The 17,309-nt window shown below is 37.6% G+C and carries 19 protein-coding genes and 1 tRNA gene; 11 read left to right on the top strand and 9 right to left on the bottom strand.

What is annotated here, in order from left to right; translation table 11 throughout:
• Nucleotides 1-577: 577 nt before the first annotated feature.
• The 4 genes from BEL04_RS07950 (at nucleotide 578) to BEL04_RS07945 (ending at nucleotide 2,677) form a co-directional block, all read left to right on the top strand.
• On the top strand, nucleotides 578-1,228 hold the full coding sequence (locus tag BEL04_RS07950) for a hypothetical protein (RefSeq protein WP_066002067.1): 651 nt from the start codon (nucleotides 578-580) through the stop codon (nucleotides 1,226-1,228).
• A 76-nt stretch (nucleotides 1,229-1,304) separates the two neighbouring features.
• Nucleotides 1,305-1,433 (top strand): hypothetical protein, encoded by a 129-nt coding sequence (locus BEL04_RS24685; protein ID WP_256389324.1) that lies wholly within the window; start codon nucleotides 1,305-1,307, stop codon nucleotides 1,431-1,433.
• Between the two features lie 4 nt (nucleotides 1,434-1,437).
• Complete coding sequence (locus BEL04_RS24205; protein WP_175404022.1) at nucleotides 1,438-1,605, top strand: hypothetical protein; 168 nt, start codon at nucleotides 1,438-1,440, stop codon at nucleotides 1,603-1,605.
• Nucleotides 1,606-1,609: 4 nt separating this feature from the next.
• Nucleotides 1,610-2,677, top strand: a complete 1,068-nt coding sequence (locus tag BEL04_RS07945; protein ID WP_066002064.1) for a DUF932 domain-containing protein — start codon at nucleotides 1,610-1,612, stop codon at nucleotides 2,675-2,677.
• Nucleotides 2,678-2,806: 129 nt separating this feature from the next.
• Here BEL04_RS07945 and BEL04_RS07940 read toward each other — a convergent pair whose 3' ends face one another.
• Nucleotides 2,807-3,067: a hypothetical protein gene (locus BEL04_RS07940; protein WP_066002063.1), complete on the bottom strand. Its 261-nt coding sequence runs from the start codon at nucleotides 3,065-3,067 to the stop codon at nucleotides 2,807-2,809.
• A gap of 142 nt (nucleotides 3,068-3,209) precedes the next feature.
• Here BEL04_RS07940 and BEL04_RS23835 point away from each other — a divergent pair, with 142 nt between their 5' ends.
• Nucleotides 3,210-4,451 (top strand): DUF3883 domain-containing protein, encoded by a 1,242-nt coding sequence (locus BEL04_RS23835; RefSeq protein ID WP_083227808.1) that lies wholly within the window; start codon nucleotides 3,210-3,212, stop codon nucleotides 4,449-4,451.
• Here the strand turns inward: BEL04_RS23835 and BEL04_RS07930 are convergent.
• The 3 genes from BEL04_RS07930 to BEL04_RS07920 are packed head-to-tail and all read right to left on the bottom strand — an operon-like array spanning nucleotide 4,439 to nucleotide 9,175.
• Nucleotides 4,439-5,374: a hypothetical protein gene (locus BEL04_RS07930; protein WP_083227807.1), complete on the bottom strand. Its 936-nt coding sequence runs from the start codon at nucleotides 5,372-5,374 to the stop codon at nucleotides 4,439-4,441. The two genes, BEL04_RS23835 and BEL04_RS07930, sit on opposite strands and share 13 nt — an antisense overlap.
• Nucleotides 5,374-8,286: an N-6 DNA methylase gene (locus tag BEL04_RS07925; RefSeq protein ID WP_066002057.1), complete on the bottom strand. Its 2,913-nt coding sequence runs from the start codon at nucleotides 8,284-8,286 to the stop codon at nucleotides 5,374-5,376. Before BEL04_RS07925 ends, BEL04_RS07930 begins: the two co-directional genes overlap by 1 nt.
• Nucleotides 8,276-9,175 (bottom strand): site-specific DNA-methyltransferase, encoded by a 900-nt coding sequence (locus tag BEL04_RS07920; RefSeq protein WP_217493606.1) that lies wholly within the window; start codon nucleotides 9,173-9,175, stop codon nucleotides 8,276-8,278. Before BEL04_RS07920 ends, BEL04_RS07925 begins: the two co-directional genes overlap by 11 nt.
• Nucleotides 9,176-9,298: 123 nt before the next feature.
• Here BEL04_RS07920 and BEL04_RS07915 point away from each other — a divergent pair, with 123 nt between their 5' ends.
• Nucleotides 9,299-9,613, top strand: coding sequence for a DUF4357 domain-containing protein (locus tag BEL04_RS07915; RefSeq protein WP_066002054.1), 315 nt, complete (start codon nucleotides 9,299-9,301; stop codon nucleotides 9,611-9,613).
• 29 nt (nucleotides 9,614-9,642) lie between these two features.
• On the opposite strand, the gene BEL04_RS07910 is transcribed toward BEL04_RS07915, so the two are convergent.
• The 3 genes from BEL04_RS07910 to BEL04_RS07900 are packed head-to-tail and all read right to left on the bottom strand — an operon-like array spanning nucleotide 9,643 to nucleotide 11,279.
• On the bottom strand, nucleotides 9,643-10,410 hold the full coding sequence (locus BEL04_RS07910; protein WP_066002052.1) for an ImmA/IrrE family metallo-endopeptidase: 768 nt from the start codon (nucleotides 10,408-10,410) through the stop codon (nucleotides 9,643-9,645).
• Nucleotides 10,403-10,810 (bottom strand): hypothetical protein, encoded by a 408-nt coding sequence (locus BEL04_RS07905; protein WP_175404021.1) that lies wholly within the window; start codon nucleotides 10,808-10,810, stop codon nucleotides 10,403-10,405. The genes BEL04_RS07910 and BEL04_RS07905 overlap by 8 nt, the downstream gene beginning before the upstream one ends.
• 4 nt (nucleotides 10,811-10,814) lie before the next feature.
• Nucleotides 10,815-11,279, bottom strand: a complete 465-nt coding sequence (locus BEL04_RS07900; protein ID WP_066002048.1) for a sigma-70 family RNA polymerase sigma factor — start codon at nucleotides 11,277-11,279, stop codon at nucleotides 10,815-10,817.
• A gap of 256 nt (nucleotides 11,280-11,535) precedes the next feature.
• Here BEL04_RS07900 and BEL04_RS07895 point away from each other — a divergent pair, with 256 nt between their 5' ends.
• The 3 genes from BEL04_RS07895 to BEL04_RS07885 are packed head-to-tail and all read left to right on the top strand — an operon-like array spanning nucleotide 11,536 to nucleotide 13,888.
• The gene (locus tag BEL04_RS07895) at nucleotides 11,536-12,345 is read left to right on the top strand and encodes a hypothetical protein (protein WP_066002047.1); all 810 of its coding nucleotides are present in this window, start codon (nucleotides 11,536-11,538) and stop codon (nucleotides 12,343-12,345) included.
• Nucleotides 12,342-13,472, top strand: coding sequence for a nucleotidyltransferase (locus tag BEL04_RS07890; RefSeq protein WP_066002046.1), 1,131 nt, complete (start codon nucleotides 12,342-12,344; stop codon nucleotides 13,470-13,472). Before BEL04_RS07895 ends, BEL04_RS07890 begins: the two co-directional genes overlap by 4 nt.
• A complete protein-coding gene (locus BEL04_RS07885; protein WP_083227806.1) occupies nucleotides 13,472-13,888 on the top strand; it encodes a hypothetical protein in 417 nt (138 codons plus the stop codon). The genes BEL04_RS07890 and BEL04_RS07885 overlap by 1 nt, the downstream gene beginning before the upstream one ends.
• Nucleotides 13,889-13,973: 85 nt before the next feature.
• Here BEL04_RS07885 and BEL04_RS07880 read toward each other — a convergent pair whose 3' ends face one another.
• Complete coding sequence (locus tag BEL04_RS07880) at nucleotides 13,974-15,218, bottom strand: site-specific integrase (protein ID WP_066002045.1); 1,245 nt, start codon at nucleotides 15,216-15,218, stop codon at nucleotides 13,974-13,976.
• 292 nt (nucleotides 15,219-15,510) lie between these two features.
• A tRNA-Lys gene (locus BEL04_RS07875) sits at nucleotides 15,511-15,583 on the bottom strand.
• A gap of 275 nt (nucleotides 15,584-15,858) precedes the next feature.
• On the opposite strand from BEL04_RS07875, the gene BEL04_RS07870 reads away from it, so the two are divergent.
• The gene (locus tag BEL04_RS07870) at nucleotides 15,859-16,212 is read left to right on the top strand and encodes a DUF1475 family protein (protein ID WP_083227805.1); all 354 of its coding nucleotides are present in this window, start codon (nucleotides 15,859-15,861) and stop codon (nucleotides 16,210-16,212) included.
• Nucleotides 16,205-16,996 (top strand): DUF1295 domain-containing protein, encoded by a 792-nt coding sequence (locus BEL04_RS07865; protein ID WP_066002042.1) that lies wholly within the window; start codon nucleotides 16,205-16,207, stop codon nucleotides 16,994-16,996. The genes BEL04_RS07870 and BEL04_RS07865 overlap by 8 nt, the downstream gene beginning before the upstream one ends.
• Nucleotides 16,997-17,309: the final 313 nt, after the last annotated feature.

The following is a 17,309-nucleotide window of genomic DNA, read 5'->3' as shown; positions in this document are numbered from 1 at the left end:
ACCTAATACAAAAATTTCCAAAAGTTTTTTAATAACCGTAATTGGTTTTTTTGCTGTCCCTGCGGCCAGGCTTTCCACTATATCTTTTTTACAAAAAGGATGCCGTTGCAATCCTTGACAGGCGACGGACTAAATATCCATAGCTTCATAGTCCGCTAATGCATTTTTGCTTTGCTGCAAAAGCAATCGCTAAAACCAACACTACTTCTAACTCCAATCAAGAGCATCTTTCAGGACGTCACTTGTTTACCCGCTATGCTGGGAAAAGCTGCGTTTGCCTTCACTCTGCACTTAATTCACTGCCAATAAATCAGATGCTTTCAAGGTGCTATTTTTCAAGAAACGGCCTAAAAGAAACTCAAGCTCGGTCAACTTCCGCGTGCGAACGCATAATGTCCTTCGCTGCGCTGCGGCCACCCTTCGGGACTTATAGTTCTCCCGCGAAAGTTCTGCGACCGGCTTTTTGAGCTTTCTTTTTTTCCGTTTTTTCTTTTGAAAAATAGCTTTTCAGGGAAAGTATTCGGGAAAAGAGGGAAATGAAAAAACAAATTTTAAACCCTTTTAAATCATTTAAAAAATGAAAACAGCAGAAAAAAATGCAAACGGTGTACAAGGTACAGCAGCAAAAAACAACCAAACAGCTAACCGAATTGAAAACCGCCCAAGCCTGACAGGAAAGGAGGCCAAAGAAGATGAAACCGCTAAAGATCAAACACCTGCCAAAACTCCGGAAGTTGAGGCAGCCAAAACCGCCGATGTCAAGACCGATAGCCCCGCTACAGTGGATAACCAACCCGCTAACATTGCACCATCTACAGCAGGACAAGAATTAAACGAAGCTCCGAAAGCCGAGCCGTCAAATGCGGAGGAAGCTAAAGCCGAACCCGTAAAAGTGGAAGAGGTAAAAGCCGAGCCTAAAAAATTCGCGTTGAATTTAGAGCAAACTTTAAAATCGGTGGAGGGATTGCACCGTTTGAGCATTCAGCGTTTGGCCTTAATTGCCCGTATTAAAACGTTAGAAGAATTTGAGGTTAAGTTAGTTGAAGAAAATGACGAACTCGAAAGCAATCCTTATCAGGGCTGCAAGTTGATTATTGAAGATGACAAACGCCGTCAATTTGTAACCAACACCCCGAACCTTATCCGCATGGTTTCACAATTCATATTTGATGCCTGCCACGAAAAACTGGCCGACATTGAAGCAAACATCATTTTCCCAAATGCTTAAACAAAATATGCTCCCATCCCGAAAGCTAACGGGATGGTGAGCATTTTTTATGGTTTCACAAATAAAAGTATTTCCTATGTACGAGCAATTTATAGAGTTAACCAATCAAATATTTTGGGAAGGGTATGCGGAAGCTTTGGTGAAGGAAGACCCTGCACGTTTCCAGTTAGAATTCAGCGATTTTGTGAACACCTATCAATTTTAAGGCAATGGAAGATAAGATCTTTTTACTGGTAAAAGTCAGTATTAAAACCAAGTATAGCAATATACACGATGCAATACAGGAACTGCAAACCAAAACGGTTTTACAAGTAAGCAGCACCCCGAACGTGGAAGTATTACAAACAAAAATTATTGAGCTAAATACAAAAAGTTAAACTTATGGCACATCAAATAAATTTCAATCAGAAAACAGGCAAAAACAGCTTTATGAGCGTGAAAGAAAAGGCCTGGCACGGGTTAGGGCAAATCATAGATCGCTATCCAACCAGTAGCGAAGCAATACAGCACGCCGGTTTAGATTACATCGTTGAAAAACGTCCCTTGTTTACTTACGATACTGCCAACCATTTAGGCGAAGGAAGCGACGATATTATGATACCTGAAATAGAAGTTCCTAATTTCTTTGCTACCGTTCGAGCGGATACCGAGCAGGTATTAGGGGTAGTCGGCAATGATTATGAAGTAGTACAAAACCGTGATGCGTTTTCATTCTTTGACGCAATCGTAGGCGGTGGAGATGGTATTTTATATGAAACTGCAGGGGCATTGGGTAACGGTGAGCGGGTTTTTATAACTGCAAAGTTACCCGATTATATACGGGTAGGCGTTAAGGACTGGATAGAGCAATATTTGTTTCTAACTACTACACACGATGGTTTAGGAAGCATTACCGCAGCTTTTACCCCTATAAGGATAGTTTGCAACAACACACTTAACGCTGCTATGAACAACCATTCAGGGGCGATTAAAATACGTCATACCGCCTCCGCAACCGAGCGCCTCAAACAAGCGCACACGCTTATGGGTATCAGCAAATCTTTAGGCGGTGAGATGGAAGGTTTATTTAACCAGTGGGCTAAAGTGCGTATTACCGATGCCGAAGTTAAAAAACTAATACAGATTGCAATGGCACCCAACAAAGAGGTTTTAAAAAATTTAGCTGAAGGCAAATTAGATTTGCTATCTACTCACTATACCAATATCGTAGATAACGTGTATGAATACGCATTAGGTAGCCAAACCCAGCAAATGGAAACTACAGCCGGAACGGTGTTTGGTGCTTACAACAGCGTAACAGGTTATTTTCAAAATGTGCGCAGTTTTAAAAGCGACGAGGCTAAGTTTAAATCTATTATGGATGGAACAGCCAAACAACGTGCACAAACCGCCTTTAATCTTTGTCGTGACTTTGCGGTTCAAGGTAGCGAAGCCCTGATTTATAATTGATTGTTATTAAGGGGGAGCAATTCCCCTTATTTTCAAAATGCCCGGCGGCGGGCTATCGCCCGCCCGAGGAACGCCCCCTGTTTTCTTATTGCTCAATGAATTTGGTGAAAACAGGGGGCGGTAGATTATTTACGATCTGTTGATTTCCGATTCAGGAATTTCAACCGCATATCGCATAGACTCCGCATAAAATTTTTCTGATCGCTCCCTTGGATCGCCCTTCACCAAGGTTTTACCATCTTTTAAGATGAAGTGGAATTTAGCGCCATCGAAGATAAAAGCCTTAGTTTGCAAGAAACCTTCCGCCTTTTCCAAATTAGGGAAATCGGTACGACAAACGAAGAAGCCGTCAGGAGAATGGTAAAAAACCGAGTATGTTGATGAGGCCATAGGATAGGTTTTACGCTAAAATAAAATATTTTGTTAGATTGCGCAATTGTTAGCTGGTTCCTACCGGCTAATTGTGATAAGGTTTAGGTAAAAATCCCTGGCAGCGAGTGTTAGGGATTTTTTATTTAATTTTCGATATAATATGAAATTAAAGGATCTTCATAAAAGGCAAAAGAAATTTTTAAATGATTTTGACCAAACTCGCATAGTTCAAATCCAAAATTTATTAACTGAATTTTACGTCCAATTTCCGAAGAATAGAATAAACAACATCGCTTTAGATCACTATGTATATGGAAGACATGGAAGAGATCATATAGAGACCTTTAGTTATTGGATGGAAAAAAAATTAGCCTCCTTTGGAAGAATTTCCGGCAGCCCTGCATCGCAATATGGTTTGTGGTATGGCACCCATGGAAAAGATAAAAACGTTATATATCGCCATACTGCTAAGTATGGCACATCCATAGACATTGCTTTTCGAAGAATAAAACAAGAAATTGTGGCTTTGATAGGATTTGGAGAAGCCCATAATTACTCGGCAATTGCAAATTCAATGATAGGAGAAAAACTAAAAGGCAAAATTCTCGCTACTTACTTTCCCGATATCTATTTAAGTATTTACGCGTCAAATTACCTCGATGATATTTTAAAATACTTTAATCTTGACGATTTAAATAGCCATAAGGAAGTTGCCATTTATAAACAACAAAGACTTATAAGTTTTAAAAACTCTGATTCAGTGATGAAGGGTTGGTCACTTATGAAATTTGCTATGTTCCTAAATGACGAGCTATATAATAATTATTATCCAGAGACGGCATCAAAAAATGAAGACAACAGAGTTCCGAATTTTCCTGACATTTCACTTGTTGAAGCATCATTATTAAATCAACAAGTTGATTTAGATGCGAATACGACTGTTGTCGAAAATGAAACAACAATTCCTATCTCCATTGGCAAGCCTGATTATTTGAAACGTAATAAAAAAAACAAAGCAATTGGTGATCGAGGAGAACAAATAGTTTTTTTTTCAGAGATAAAAAATTTAAAAGCTCTTGGCCGCCCTGATTTAGCGGCAAAAGTAAAGTGGGTAGCAGAAAAAGAAGATGGTCTTGGGTATGATGTTTTATCAAGAAACTTAGATGGTTCTAAAAAGTATATCGAGGTCAAAGCCACTACCAAGTTATCTGGTCACGCAGATTTTTATATAACTGGTTCGGAATTTAGGAAAGCCAAAAAATTGAAAAATTACTTTTTGTATTATGTTTATGATGCTACATCGAAAGCACCGAAAATTTGGCAAATTAAAAACCCATTCAATACAGCAAAGGGAGTACGAATGCTACCAACGGTTTTTGCTGTAAGAATTTATAAAATGTAATATTTATCTACAATTGCCTTAATTAAATCGGCGGAACCTTCGTGATTGCCTGTTTGATTTTTATTAAAAACCTTTGATGCCAGGGATTTTACGGCGTTTGGTTCCCCATTGATAAGTTCGATTTTTATTTGGGTAATTGCCGTGCTTGTAGAATAATAAACTACGGCAATAGGAATTTGTTGAACTTGGGTTTGTAAGAAGTCTCTGAATATAGCCAATCTATCATATTTTCTTTTATCTCTACTTGGATAATAATTAGATAATTTTTGATTTTCAATTGGACCGCCTTGAGTGTCTTTTTTATATTCCAACATTAAAACTGGCGAAAATTGCTCATTCAACACTAAAAGATCCATATCGCCTGGATAAGCAGCGTTAGTATGAGATAGTGTACATTCAAGCCGTGATGTTCCATAAATCAAACCTTTGGTTCCCACACTGACAGCTCCACCAGAATAAGTTTGTATTAATAATTTAAACCCATCTAAATTTATTAAATCTGGTTCAAAAGTGTTATTATCAAGATTTAAATTAACAATACATATTTGGCTTGAAGCGCTTGTCCAATCCTGCTCATCTTTAAAAATGATAAATTGAACAGCTAAAGAATATTTATTTGCAAACTCAGAAAGAACTTTAATATAATTGGTCCCGAATTCCTCCTTAATTGCTTTGTCTACATTTCCCAACAATGCATCATAACTATACTCTGTTTGCAAAAATCGCTTAATCCAAATTACTGGCGTAACAATAGGCGACGATTCTTTCCAATTAATGAAATAATCGAAAGAAATTCCGGTTAGCCCTACTTTAGAGATTAAATCGTTATGAAACCAGTCATCTGGGTTACCGCTTGTTGGATGTTCCTTAGGAAGTACCCTGCGATCATCACATTTCGCCAAAAACGGTTTGTTAAGCATCATTATTTTTCTTTCATTGTTATTCTTTCAATAATTGCGACCGAAAGATGTTCATAAATAGAATCCAAGACCGACTGATCTATTGAAAATGCATTGAGTACTGCTAAATCGAATATTCTTCGGTCAGGCATTTTTAACTCGTCAACAACATTTTTAATTTTCCTTTCTAAAAGAGGTTGAAATGCATCTTTGATGCGCATCTTACCCTCGGTTGAAAGTAGCCTTGGGTCAAGCAATTTTAATTCTTTAAAATAATCTGCATTCAAATCCAAAGCACCTAAACTTCTACCGGTACCCCTCATTTCCATGATCAAAATATTTAACGATGAGTTTAATAAAGCAGCCACAAGTTCAGTGTCAATTTCCAAATTATTTGGTTTGACATTGATTGGGGTAACACGTTGATCAACTAAAAATCCTTCAGTTGAGTAAGCAAAAAATATTCTTTGATAAGGATTAATGGCAGTTACAATGTGCGCTTGTTTAGGTTTAATTGTATACCAGTAAGGACGATTTCCTGTTGCTTGACTAATTGTTTTGCTTCCGTTTGAATTAGGTTCGTTTTCAAATTTTTTAATCCATTGATAAGCGCCTGGATAATTTTTTTTTATTTCTTCAATTGGCAATTCACAGCTAAATACATAATTATTAAACTTCCCGCCAAATTTGATGGAATCGAAATCTTTAGGCCCTTTAATAAAAGGCTTTAAGAATTGCTTTTCGATTTTTGTATTTTCAACCTCATCATTTTTTATTATAAACATAGGATTCCAAGCAGTTTTCTGACCTCGAAAGCTGTTGATAACATCAGGGTATAACTTGGCAAGGCTTTTTTCAAACGGTCCAAACAAATTTTGAGCAGTAAAAAAGGTTGCCCAGTTACTGCTGTCTGATAGTGATGAATATAACGAAGTATTGCTTATTATACTTACTTTTATACTGCCGTCCAATTTAAGGAAGACACCGTTGTAAGCGACATCCTCAGTCCAATTTTTATTAAATTTACTGTCACAATGATCAACTTCTGTATAAAAATCTTCAATTCTGCTGAGTTGGATCTCTTCATCCTGCGGCGATAGAAGGTCATTAAGTTTAAAGTTGACAGTTATAAATTTCGTTGGCTTTTTTAGAATACCTTTTTCCAATACAACGTAAATAGTGGAAACTTTCGAATCAGTAAACCAATGCTCTGCACTGCTTCTCACAACATACTTAATATGAAAGTTATCCAATAAAAAACGTTTGAATTGAACACCATACTCCTTACCCAACCATGCATTTGATGTAATTACAGACAGTATTCCATCGACTTTGAGAAAACGCCAAGCATTATATACACAATAGGCAAAATAATCGGAACGCTCATTTATTCTAAAACTGTTATCCTTTAAGAATGCTCTTTGTCCAAGTAAAAATATTTCTCTAAAAAATGGGGTTAAAATGTCATTAGGTATGTCTTCCTGTTGAATAAATGGAAAATTACTTGCTATACCATCAAATAAAGGAATTGGTTCTTCAATGAGTTGCCCAGAGACTTCTGGGTCAGGGAACATCACTTTTTGACCAGGCTCAAGGCTAAAGAAGTCCTCCCGTGTAACTCTTGGAAAATTATTTATTGTTTGGACATCTTGTTTATACAAGCTAATAACAGATAATATGGCTGGAAAATGGGAAATATCATTTCCCCAAATTTGCTCAAGAATTTGCCCATGATCTTTAGCTCCATGATATTTTAAGATTTTGTAAAAAGAATTTAAAAATGTGCCTGCCCCCGACGTAGGATCAAATAGGAATGACTTGCGGGTTTGAACTGCCGGAAATGCTACTAAATTTGATAATATTTCTGGGGTGAAGTATTGACCAAATTTTTGTTTTTCCTGTTTAGGTACAAGATTCTCAAGTATATAACCAATAACATTAGGTGGAAGAATTTTGAAATCAAATTCCGAAAAGCGGCTTATTAAAGCGAAAAAAGCCTGATTTGTAACCTCATTAAATTCTATTATATCAGTAAAATATGGCTTGAATACCGCCTGGTAATCAATTTTGCTTGCCAATTCAAAATACGACTTTAACTTTTCCTTAATACCATCTGCACTGATTATATCTAATTTTTCCAGCTTGCCTTCAAGGTTTTCAGCCAAGGTTAAATAAAACAAAACTCTCCCTATCAGATTATAAAATGTGAACTTTGCTAAAACCTCCTCTTCAATTACTTCTTCTTTTCGTCTTGAAGAACTGGCAAGTATTTGTAAAGTGGCTCGCTCATAGATTTTCCAAGCATTAAATTCATCGCGAAAATTTTTACTTGAACCTTTTTTTTGAATTATCTCTGACTTGAATTGCGGTAAAATTATTTCAGAAGCGTTTCTAACTGCCTCGATAAAACTACCAGAAACATTAATAGCCGGTTTAAGTTCTCCAGATTCGCTTAATTGACCCAGATCATGTAGTATCTCGTCTAAACGTTTTCTTAATTTTGCTTCGTTATTCCGAAATTTTACAGGATCAGAAAGATCTTCACGCAGGTTTATGTTAGGGTCGGGTGGATAATGTTTGACTATGGTGAGTGAATCTACTTTGTAATTATCGGAATTAATTTTCCAAATAATTGCTTCTCTGCCATTCCAGGTGACAAAAGATCCTGAACGTAACCGCTCTGCTTTTTCAAGGGCATTGATAAGCATGATTTGATCATCAACAGCAGTATCAGGATATTTTAATTCCCAACCATTAAATATCAAACCTGAGGTTTTGTCCGAGAAAAGAAGAATGTCTGGAAATTTGGTTACTCCTGAAGCAAGTTTGATGCCCATGTCATTTGTAGCACCTTCAAATATGGTTCGACCTTCACTTATTGCAATTTCAATCCAACTTATTAATTGTCCTGCCCAAGCACGTTCATTATATTTCATAGTTTAAAGTGTGGAATTGTAATAAAGGTTTACGGAAGCAATTTAACATTTCCGTTTCAATTCCATCCTTCGCTAATGTTTCTTCAATTCTTTCTGCGCAAACTTTAATGTAATCAGTTGGCTGTTTTTTATGTAACATTACAAGCTCGTTTTTTTCAATGCCTATAAAGTTTCTATTTTCACGAATTGCTGATAGCAGAAAACTTCCACTCCCACATGCATTATCCAGAACAATATCACCGGGATTTGTGAAGGTTCTAATCAAATAACGGCCAAGCTCAATGGGTTTTTGCGTAGGGTGAACAACCGCACCTTCGGATTCTGCTGTTTTGATATAAATAAAATCATCAATTAGATCTTGTTCTTCAAAAAAAACCACATCTTGTGGATAGCGTTCGCCATTACTTTTGACATGCCGCGGTTTAAAATCCCCGTAACTACCAGTAAACTGATCTTTTCGGATACCTTTATCATAAGGTTCACCAATTGTCATTTGCGGATTATATGTAGGCTGCTTTTTATAAAAGATGCAGATATCTTCATGTTTTCTTAACGGTTGCTTTTTAGCATTTAAAAAATTGGTAGGCTTTGATTTAATCCAAATTATCTTGTACTTAAAAAGCTTTTCATTACTCAATATTAATTTGGCCGTAAATAATCCTTGGGAAGTGAGGGCTATACAGCCATTGTCTTTAATAATTCTTTCATACTCTTTCCATAGCTTTTTTAGATTAATAACAGAATCCCACTTATTTTGAGTTGTCCCGTATGGCAAATCACATAAAACCATATCTACGCTTCCGGATGGAATATTTTTCATAACCTCCAGACAATCACCTTGAACCACTTTATTTAAAAAATCACTTATTTGCATCCGCGCCTTTGCCATTTAATATGATAAATCATAGCAAATGTAAACTAAAGGAATTAGTAAAAAACCTTAATTGAAAACTAATTATCCGAGTTTCTAATTTACTTTTGTCTAAGTTTAATGATATAAAAGTACGTAACAATGGGGTATATTGAAATAGCAGATGTCACTTTACAAATGATAATTGATGCAGGAATAATTCTTCCTGGAACATCCGTTTATAACTCCGTAGACGAAAACATAGTTGGTGTTTTAAACGAAGACGGATCAATTACATTAGATATAAATGGACAATTAAAAAATTTTCCTTACCCAAGTGGAGCTGCTCGTGCAATCGTAAATCTTAGTGTTAATGGTTGGATATTTTGGAAAATAAAAGAGAATAATCTTTTTAATACTTTGAAACATTATAAAGACTTATATTTAAAATTAAACCCATTGAAAAATAAGATTTGAAACTTATTCCAAATAAATCATGTTGATTATTAATAGGTCCAAAGACAAGCTACGATACCGGTATCAGAGACCCTATAACACTGTTCCCAAAGCTGCCATGATGTTTTTGTTTTTATTCTAAAATCGTCAGGAAACCATTCAATTGCGGCTACCTTTTCCGGCTTTACTTCTTTAGAGTTGTTGTAGAATAAATCACCTGCAACAGTATAAACGGGCACTTTACTTTCATATTCAATGTATTCAAAAGGAAATCCCGGAGTAAACTGCTTCCATTTGACTTTTCCGTTTTCTATAAAAATTATCATGACAGGAAAATCGCCGAGAAATCTGTATTTCAGGAAAGTTGCAGTTAACGATACATTGAAGAATTGGGAAGTATCTTGAATTAAGGTTATATCCAGTTTTTTGCCGAAAACTTTTTGTTTAAATAATGGGGAAGGCATTAGCAACTCCGAAGCGAAGTCATTGGCTTGTTGTTCTTGAGGGCCTTTTTTAAACCAATCAGATAGAGTTTTTTCAGTGTCGGAAAACAAGGGGATTACATTTTTATGAAGACAAAAATGTCCAATTTCATGGGCGATCACCCAATTTTTTCTTGGTTCATAGTTTATTGCAGAGTTTACCGTAATAATGGCGCTGTCACCCTTAATCAAGATACGTCCCTCTGAACCAGACAGTGGCTGAAATTTTAGCACTCCATTTAACGAAAAAACGATATCCTCCATCGACAGATCGCCAGGTTTTGACCAGCCAAACTCATGAAGCAACTGAAGCGCCTTGTTACCAGGGTTAACCATTATTGCTATCAGCCTCGTTTGCGCGGTCTTTAAGTATTTCCATGAACTGGAGCATTTCCTGATCTTCTAAAATCTCCTGTTCGTCCTTTTGAGAAAGTTCGGTAAACCTATTAAACATCGGCACTAACCTTGTCTGATCGACTGGACTGAAAAGTTTTTTAAATTCCTCAATGCCTTTTTGTTTTAAAAGTTGAAGTTGGCTTACGGCATCTGCGTAACGCTGACGGTTTGCTTCAGCTTTTAATTTAGTTGTTAATTGTTTGATCTTTAACAGGTGATTGTTAACCACCGAATCTGGTTTAGCTTCTAATTCCGCTAACACATCCTGATCGTCTTGCTGGTAGTTGATCTCCAGCATTAACCCATATAGGTTGTTTAAAATTTGCTTATTGGTCGGCATAGCTTCAGGATTGTTGTGATTTTTTTACCTTGTTAACCAATTTCTCTTTCAGTTTATCAAACTGCTTGGGTGATTTACCCAGCAGTTCGGCAATATCAGCTCGTTTCATCCCTTCACAGATCGCTTCATATATCATTTCTAATTCGGTATCTCCGGAGGCTGCGCTCTTTAAAGCTTCACATTGCTCCTTAAACGTATTTTCTTCATCTACCGTTACCTCAGAATCGTCTGGTACATAAAATTCATCAGTGATATCGGTGTATTCGATACGCAACGCTTTTGATTTAGGTGTTTTATATTTTTCAACTTCGGCACTTATTTCATGATCGATCAAACGGATCATCTGTTCTAACAACGTAAACTTTTCTTTCCATTCCCATTCACCACCCAGCAGTTTAGTGTAGGCAATCTCAAGGTAATGATCAACGGGATTGGTGCCTAAATTTCCGGAACTATGAGCGCCGCTCAAAGTCCTTTGTTTTAATCTTATACGTACGTGTTTTGTGCATTTTCGGAGTACAACTTTCCAATCGTTTTCTTTTAACGTTGAAAATCGTCTTTGATTATTGCTATAGTGGGGACCTATAATCATAGTGATAATAACCGGCTTAGTTTCATTTTCCCCCAGTGGGGAACTTTTTTAAGCATCCGGTTATATATATACCAGGGAGGGTTAATAAGCCGGAACCAAAAAACAGGGGAAGTTATAAAAAAGAAAGGAGTATATGAATTTAAAAGGGAAGATCAGTTTTATTATAGGTATCGCGGGTTTTATAGCCTGCATTTTTATTAAAGCGGCAGATGTGAAGTCTACCATTTTTAAGATCGCTTTGGGTTTTGTTTTAGGCGGGGCCATTGATCTGATCGTGTTTTTGGTGGAGAATAAAAAGCACTGGAATCTACTAAAGACAAAAATATTTAATCCCAATCAGCCGGTACGTGTTACTGTGGCCTATTTGTTTCGCATAGAAGTGAACGGTAGGTATGTATTGATTAAGCGGCATAAAAATGACCGGGTGGGCTACCAACCGATTGGCGGCGCATTCAAATATTTTAAAGAAGAGAACCGTGAGCTATTTGATAAGCTGGGGATTGAACCCTGTGACCACGTGCCGCGTGATGAAAAAACAGATCACGATCTGCGGATACGGCTTAAAAAGCGTAAGAACCTCATTGATTTTCTAAAATGGTTTGAAAGCCGCAAAAATCGGGAAATGGACCCATGGCGAGAGTTTTACGAGGAACTGGTTGAGCCGGGCTTGTTGCAGGAAGATATTTTTAAACATGTGAAGTACGTGTTCATCTGCAAACACACCGAAGGTGTTTTAAAATCGCCAGTTTATCCTATTGATGAACTTCGCTATGCCGAGATCTATGAGTTACGCCCGGAAACTGATGCTCAAAAGAAAGCTATTGCCGATTTAATCAGCCATAACGAACAAATCGTTTTTGCAAGCCCTGACGAAATCCGAAAAGGTGCTACCAATGATGGTCGCACCATATTACCACATACATTTAAAATTCTACCCAAATGATATATTTAAACAACAGACAAGCGCAGATAGATGACATTCTGGATAGAATGGCGGAATCATTGCAACTCGGCGATAGCCGTTATGATAGGATGAAAGGGCATTATGAAGCCATCAAATCCTGGATAGAGAAAGATGAAAAGTTCTTTAAACCTTTTGCGTACGAACTATATCCACATGGTTCCGTGCGTATCCTTACCACGGTAAAACCCATAGGTAAAGATGAGTTCGACCTGGATATCGCCTTGCATATCAAAACCAATCACACTTCGCATACTCCTCAACGCATATACCAGGAGTTGAAGCGCAGGCTGGGTGAACATGAAACGTATAAGGCAATGATGGAATTAAAGAAACGCTGTATACGCCTAAACTATTCCGGTGATTTCCACATGGACATTTTACCTGGTATACAGGAGTTTGACTGGGATGAAAACAGGCTTTGCGTTCCTGATCATGAGTTAGGTAGATGGGTAAGCAGCAACCCGCGTGGCTATGCAAAGTGGTTTATAGACCGGGCAAACACCGTAAAGGTTAGCTTACTGGAAAAGGCGCTGAGAGCAGAAAATATCCCCGCTGATAACTTTAAGTATAAAAAACCGCTGCAACGAGGGGTGCAGCTAATTAAACGTTACCGAGATATTTACTTTCAGGAGGATGATACCTATAAAACATCAAGTATTATTTTAACAACTATCGCCGGATTATATTATAATGGCGAAGAAAGTATCTTTGATACGGTTGAAAATATAGTAAATCAAATACGCCATAATGTAAACTATTTGCCATCGCGACTGAAGATCCTCAATCCTGTAAACGCACAGGAAGACTTTACTGATAAGTGGGATGTAGAGCCGCAATATTATACTGCCTTTAAAGCGTTTGTACTTCACCTGTACAATGAGTGGCAGGAACTGAAAAAACAACATGGGGTGATCACCGAAAGCCGTATTTTAAAAGGATTATTTGGCGATGATCTGTTCACTAAAGCGCAGCGTGACCAAACCACCTTGCTTGAAAGTTATCGCAAATCCCAGAATTTGGGTATTAGCCGGGAGACAGGGAATGTTGTAAAAGCCGGTACAATAGCAAGCGCAGCAGTTAAGACAAATACTTTTTTTGGAGACTAATGTATTGCAATAATAGCTTATTAATAGCCAAGCCACTTTCTGTGCAAGCCCAGGCAATCCGAGTTCAATGGCCTGGCTTTGCGGTAGGTGTAGCAGGTTATAAACTGAAAGCCGTTGGTTATTTGCAACCAACCTCCAGAAGTATTACCTACACTGTTCAAATTGTTTACCCGATAGGTGATAAGCCAGAAATAACATTGCTTAATCCTAAAATTGAAAAGAATTTTAAAGGCGAAATGCCTGAACATTTGTACTCAGAAGAACGCCTGTGTTTGTACCGCCCTATATATGGTGAATTTAAGCCGAGTGATCTAATTAGTATGACCATCATACCCTGGACTTCACTGTGGTTATATCACTACGAGGTATGGCATATTACAGGCGATTGGTTAGGTGGCGGTGAGCATCCATTTTAAATGGATATTCTTATTTGCGTTTGTTAAACTTAAAACTCTCAGCATCCCTGAGAGTTTTAAGTTGAGGATTAGTATACTAAATACCCTATGATACTTTTATCAATCCTTTTTCCCCAAAAATTTTGCTTTCCAGTGCCAACATATTGTTGCTAATCTTTCTTTTAGTGATTTTGGCGTATATCTGTGTTGAACGTAAATCTTTATGCCCTAATAGTTTTCCTACTGTTTCTATAGGTACATCATTTTCTAATAAAACGGTAGTTGCAAATGTGTGTCTTGCTGTATGCGTAGTGAGCTTCTTTTTAATGCCACAAATTGTTGCCACCTCCTTTATATAGGCATTGTATCGAACATTACTATTCACGGGCAGTAGTTTGTTTTCATTCATACAATAAGGGTGGTTTTTGTATTTTTCTATTATAGCCAAGGCAATTGGCATGAGGGGAACAGTTTCCTCAACACCTGTTTTTTGTCTATCCTTTGTAATCCATAATCTACCGTCAAGCCCTTTAAAGATATTCGCCGGTTCAAGTTTATAAACTGTCTCATAAGCATAGCCTGTAAAGCAACAAAAAACGTATACATCACGAACTTCCTCTAATCGTTGTACAGAAATTTTCTTTTCATACATTTCAACTAATTCGTGCATTTCAAGAGTTTCTCTGTCTGGGTCCACATAGGTACACTTAAATCCCTTAATTGTATTATGCTTAGTCCAGCCTTCGTTAATAGCTCGGTCGATGATCTGCTTTAAGGTTTTAACGTATTTCATTGAAGAATTTTCTCCCAAATTCTCCATAACCAAATGATGGTAAAAATTTACAGCAAAAGCCATTTCAATATCTTCTAAAGCTATATCCGCAAGTTTTAATTTCTTCTTTAAATAATCTTGGAGTTTAACTTTTAACCGCTCATACCGAATTAAGGTACCCTTACTACCTTTATTCTTCTCAACCCGTTGTGCAAATTCATCATTGTGAAGTTTGATTGCTTGCATTAATGTTTTTTGGGAATTATGTTTAGGCATATAAGCATCTTTGATCATATCAGGATGAACGCGTTTGTTGACCGCAGAAATCTGATTATAATGCTTTTCTAATTCAGCTTTAGTTTTTACAATATAACTATTGATTAGCTTATATTCGGGACATCCACTCATAGCCATCCCTGATTCTTCATCCCAATAGTCTGGATGTATTTTTTTGCCGGAAGAAAATTCTGTACGGCCACCCTTAACTGTAATACGGACATAAATAGGCACTAACCCTTCCTTAGTCTTTTTTTGGCGTTTTAGCCAAAATAAAATCGACAGATCTTCATTTACTTTCATGAGATTTTTGTTTAAAAAATGTTACAATGCGTTTTTAAACTGAAAATCAAACTGATACAAGACACCAGTATTAATTCGGTGACCTAATTTCGGAAGAAAGAATAGGTCACCGAATAGGTCACCGATTACTTTGAATTACATTAAACTAACTTGAACTGAAATTTTTAAAAAAAGCGCAGGGAGTGTTTTGAAAAACGTCGATTTTTAACCTAAAAACCGCGTTTAAACAAAAAAGAGGCGCTTTTCAGCGCCTCTTACCTTAAAAAACCAGTGGTCGTCTTTCAGACCTCTGTGATCCCGCTGGGACTCGAACCCAGGACCCCAACATTAAAAGTGTTATGCTCTACCGGCTGAGCTACGGAATCGTTTAACCGTTTTGATTAAAGTGGTGCAAATATAGGGTTATTAGCTATAGGGTGCAAGCTATTTTTTAATATATTTTATAATTGCTTTTAAGCCATTATAAACCAATAAATTGCATTATAAAAAGAGCTTTGGTTGTTTGATTTTCCAGGGATAAGGGCGTTTATGCCGTGTTTTTCGGAATAAAAGCAGCAAACATTGCTCAGTTTCAAACCGGAGCAGAAGTATGTACGTATATCCGATCATTACATGCCCGGCGCGCCCGAAGCATTGATCAATCTTAAATACTAAAAGGATAGTAACCACACTTAAAATACTATTCAGCGTACTGTTAATATGGATATGTTACGTAGTGATCAGCACCAGTCTGCAAAGTAACCTGCTTGCCAACTGGAACTTTTTAGGCTCGATACCCTGGATGCGCGCCACTTTGTGGGACTTTTATACCAACGTAGTAGTTATTTATTTCTGGCTATGCTATAAAGAGAGGAGCTTAATTGCTAAATTACTTTGGTTGGTGCTGTTGGTTTGTTTGGGCAGCATTGCCAGTTGCAGCTATATACTCATACAATTATTTAAACTTAAACGCGGTGAAGGGTTAAAAGAATTATTCGGTAACAAAAATGGATAGTTATTCAATCTGGCAACTGGTGCTGATATGCCTGGTGGTATGCTGCGCTATAATGGCGTTGGTATGGGTGTGGGCCAATAAGATAAAGAACGCAGGTGTTGTCGATATCTTTTGGTCGTACAACTTTCCGGTTATTGCGTTGCTGCTTTTATACCTGGCAGATGGCAACCCGACAAGGAAGGTGTTGATATGCAGTATGGTAGCTATTGCCGGTTTCAGGCTGGGGACACACCTGCTGGTGCGCGTGGTGGGGCACATTCGCGAGGAGGAGGGCCGTTACCAGCAATTGCGTAAGGAATGGTTGCCAAACCCCGATCGTAAATTTTTTTGGTTTTTCCAGATGCAGGCCTTATCCAATGTTTTTCTTGCTATCCCGTTTTTTATTATCGTTACCAATACTAACGCAGCGATATCGGCACTGGAATATCTTGGCGCCGGGATATGGGCAATAGGTTTTATTGGCGAAGCCATTGCCGACTGGCAACTGAAAGAGTTTAAAAAATCCCCGGCCAGCAAGGGCCAGGTTTGCAATATTGGCTTGTGGAAATACTCACGTCATCCCAATTATTTTTTTGAGTGGCTGATGTGGGTAGCTTATTTTGTTTTTTCACTGGCTTCGCCGTATGGGTATTGGGCAGCGGTTAGTCCGCTGGTGATTTTGTATCTGCTATTTAAAGTAACCGGCATACCTGCAACCGAAGAGCAGGCCGTACGATCGAAAGGTGAAAAATACAAAGCCTATCAAAAAAGTACCAGCGTTTTTGTGCCTTGGTTTAAGAAATAAATGTTCGTTTGATGAGTAGTAGTTTGTTCAATACGAGGGCATCAGAGCAAACGGCTCTGTTCAAATAATTTGATGATGGCAATATCTATTTCGAAATCTTCAAAAAAATGCTTATATTGTAATAGGCGGGAGACCGAAATAATTGTGAATTTGATAATCGATTATGGATACCTAATCAAAAAATACCCATAAATACCCATGTGTCTGAAAGTTTTTTTGCGGATATGGCAATAAGCCTGCGTTAACGACAGAAGTGGAAAGCCCGGAGCCGACCCCATCGGTGGCGAGTACTTGCAATAGAAAGCGCGACCCT

Source organism: Mucilaginibacter sp. PPCGB 2223 (genome assembly GCF_001705515.1).
Lineage (GTDB): Bacteria > Bacteroidota > Bacteroidia > Sphingobacteriales > Sphingobacteriaceae > Mucilaginibacter.
This window is presented reverse-complemented; position numbering and strand designations above follow the sequence as displayed.

Bases quoted from the DNA above. Each gene is read 5' to 3' on its own strand.
- BEL04_RS07950 (WP_066002067.1), top strand. From the start codon at position 578: ATGAAAACAGCAGAAAAAAATGCAAACGGTGTACAAGGTACAGCAGCA.
- BEL04_RS24685 (WP_256389324.1), top strand. From the start codon at position 1,305: ATGTACGAGCAATTTATAGAGTTAACCAATCAAATATTTTGGGAAGGG.
- BEL04_RS24205 (WP_175404022.1), top strand. From the start codon at position 1,438: ATGGAAGATAAGATCTTTTTACTGGTAAAAGTCAGTATTAAAACCAAG.
- BEL04_RS07945 (WP_066002064.1), top strand. From the start codon at position 1,610: ATGGCACATCAAATAAATTTCAATCAGAAAACAGGCAAAAACAGCTTT.
- BEL04_RS07940 (WP_066002063.1), bottom strand. From the start codon at position 3,067: ATGGCCTCATCAACATACTCGGTTTTTTACCATTCTCCTGACGGCTTC.
- BEL04_RS23835 (WP_083227808.1), top strand. From the start codon at position 3,210: ATGAAATTAAAGGATCTTCATAAAAGGCAAAAGAAATTTTTAAATGAT.
- BEL04_RS07930 (WP_083227807.1), bottom strand. From the start codon at position 5,374: ATGATGCTTAACAAACCGTTTTTGGCGAAATGTGATGATCGCAGGGTA.
- BEL04_RS07925 (WP_066002057.1), bottom strand. From the start codon at position 8,286: ATGAAATATAATGAACGTGCTTGGGCAGGACAATTAATAAGTTGGATT.
- BEL04_RS07920 (WP_217493606.1), bottom strand. From the start codon at position 9,175: ATGGCAAAGGCGCGGATGCAAATAAGTGATTTTTTAAATAAAGTGGTT.
- BEL04_RS07915 (WP_066002054.1), top strand. From the start codon at position 9,299: ATGGGGTATATTGAAATAGCAGATGTCACTTTACAAATGATAATTGAT.
- BEL04_RS07910 (WP_066002052.1), bottom strand. From the start codon at position 10,410: ATGGTTAACCCTGGTAACAAGGCGCTTCAGTTGCTTCATGAGTTTGGC.
- BEL04_RS07905 (WP_175404021.1), bottom strand. From the start codon at position 10,810: ATGCCGACCAATAAGCAAATTTTAAACAACCTATATGGGTTAATGCTG.
- BEL04_RS07895 (WP_066002047.1), top strand. From the start codon at position 11,536: ATGAATTTAAAAGGGAAGATCAGTTTTATTATAGGTATCGCGGGTTTT.
- BEL04_RS07890 (WP_066002046.1), top strand. From the start codon at position 12,342: ATGATATATTTAAACAACAGACAAGCGCAGATAGATGACATTCTGGAT.
- BEL04_RS07885 (WP_083227806.1), top strand. From the start codon at position 13,472: ATGTATTGCAATAATAGCTTATTAATAGCCAAGCCACTTTCTGTGCAA.
- BEL04_RS07880 (WP_066002045.1), bottom strand. From the start codon at position 15,218: ATGAAAGTAAATGAAGATCTGTCGATTTTATTTTGGCTAAAACGCCAA.
- BEL04_RS07865 (WP_066002042.1), top strand. From the start codon at position 16,205: ATGGATAGTTATTCAATCTGGCAACTGGTGCTGATATGCCTGGTGGTA.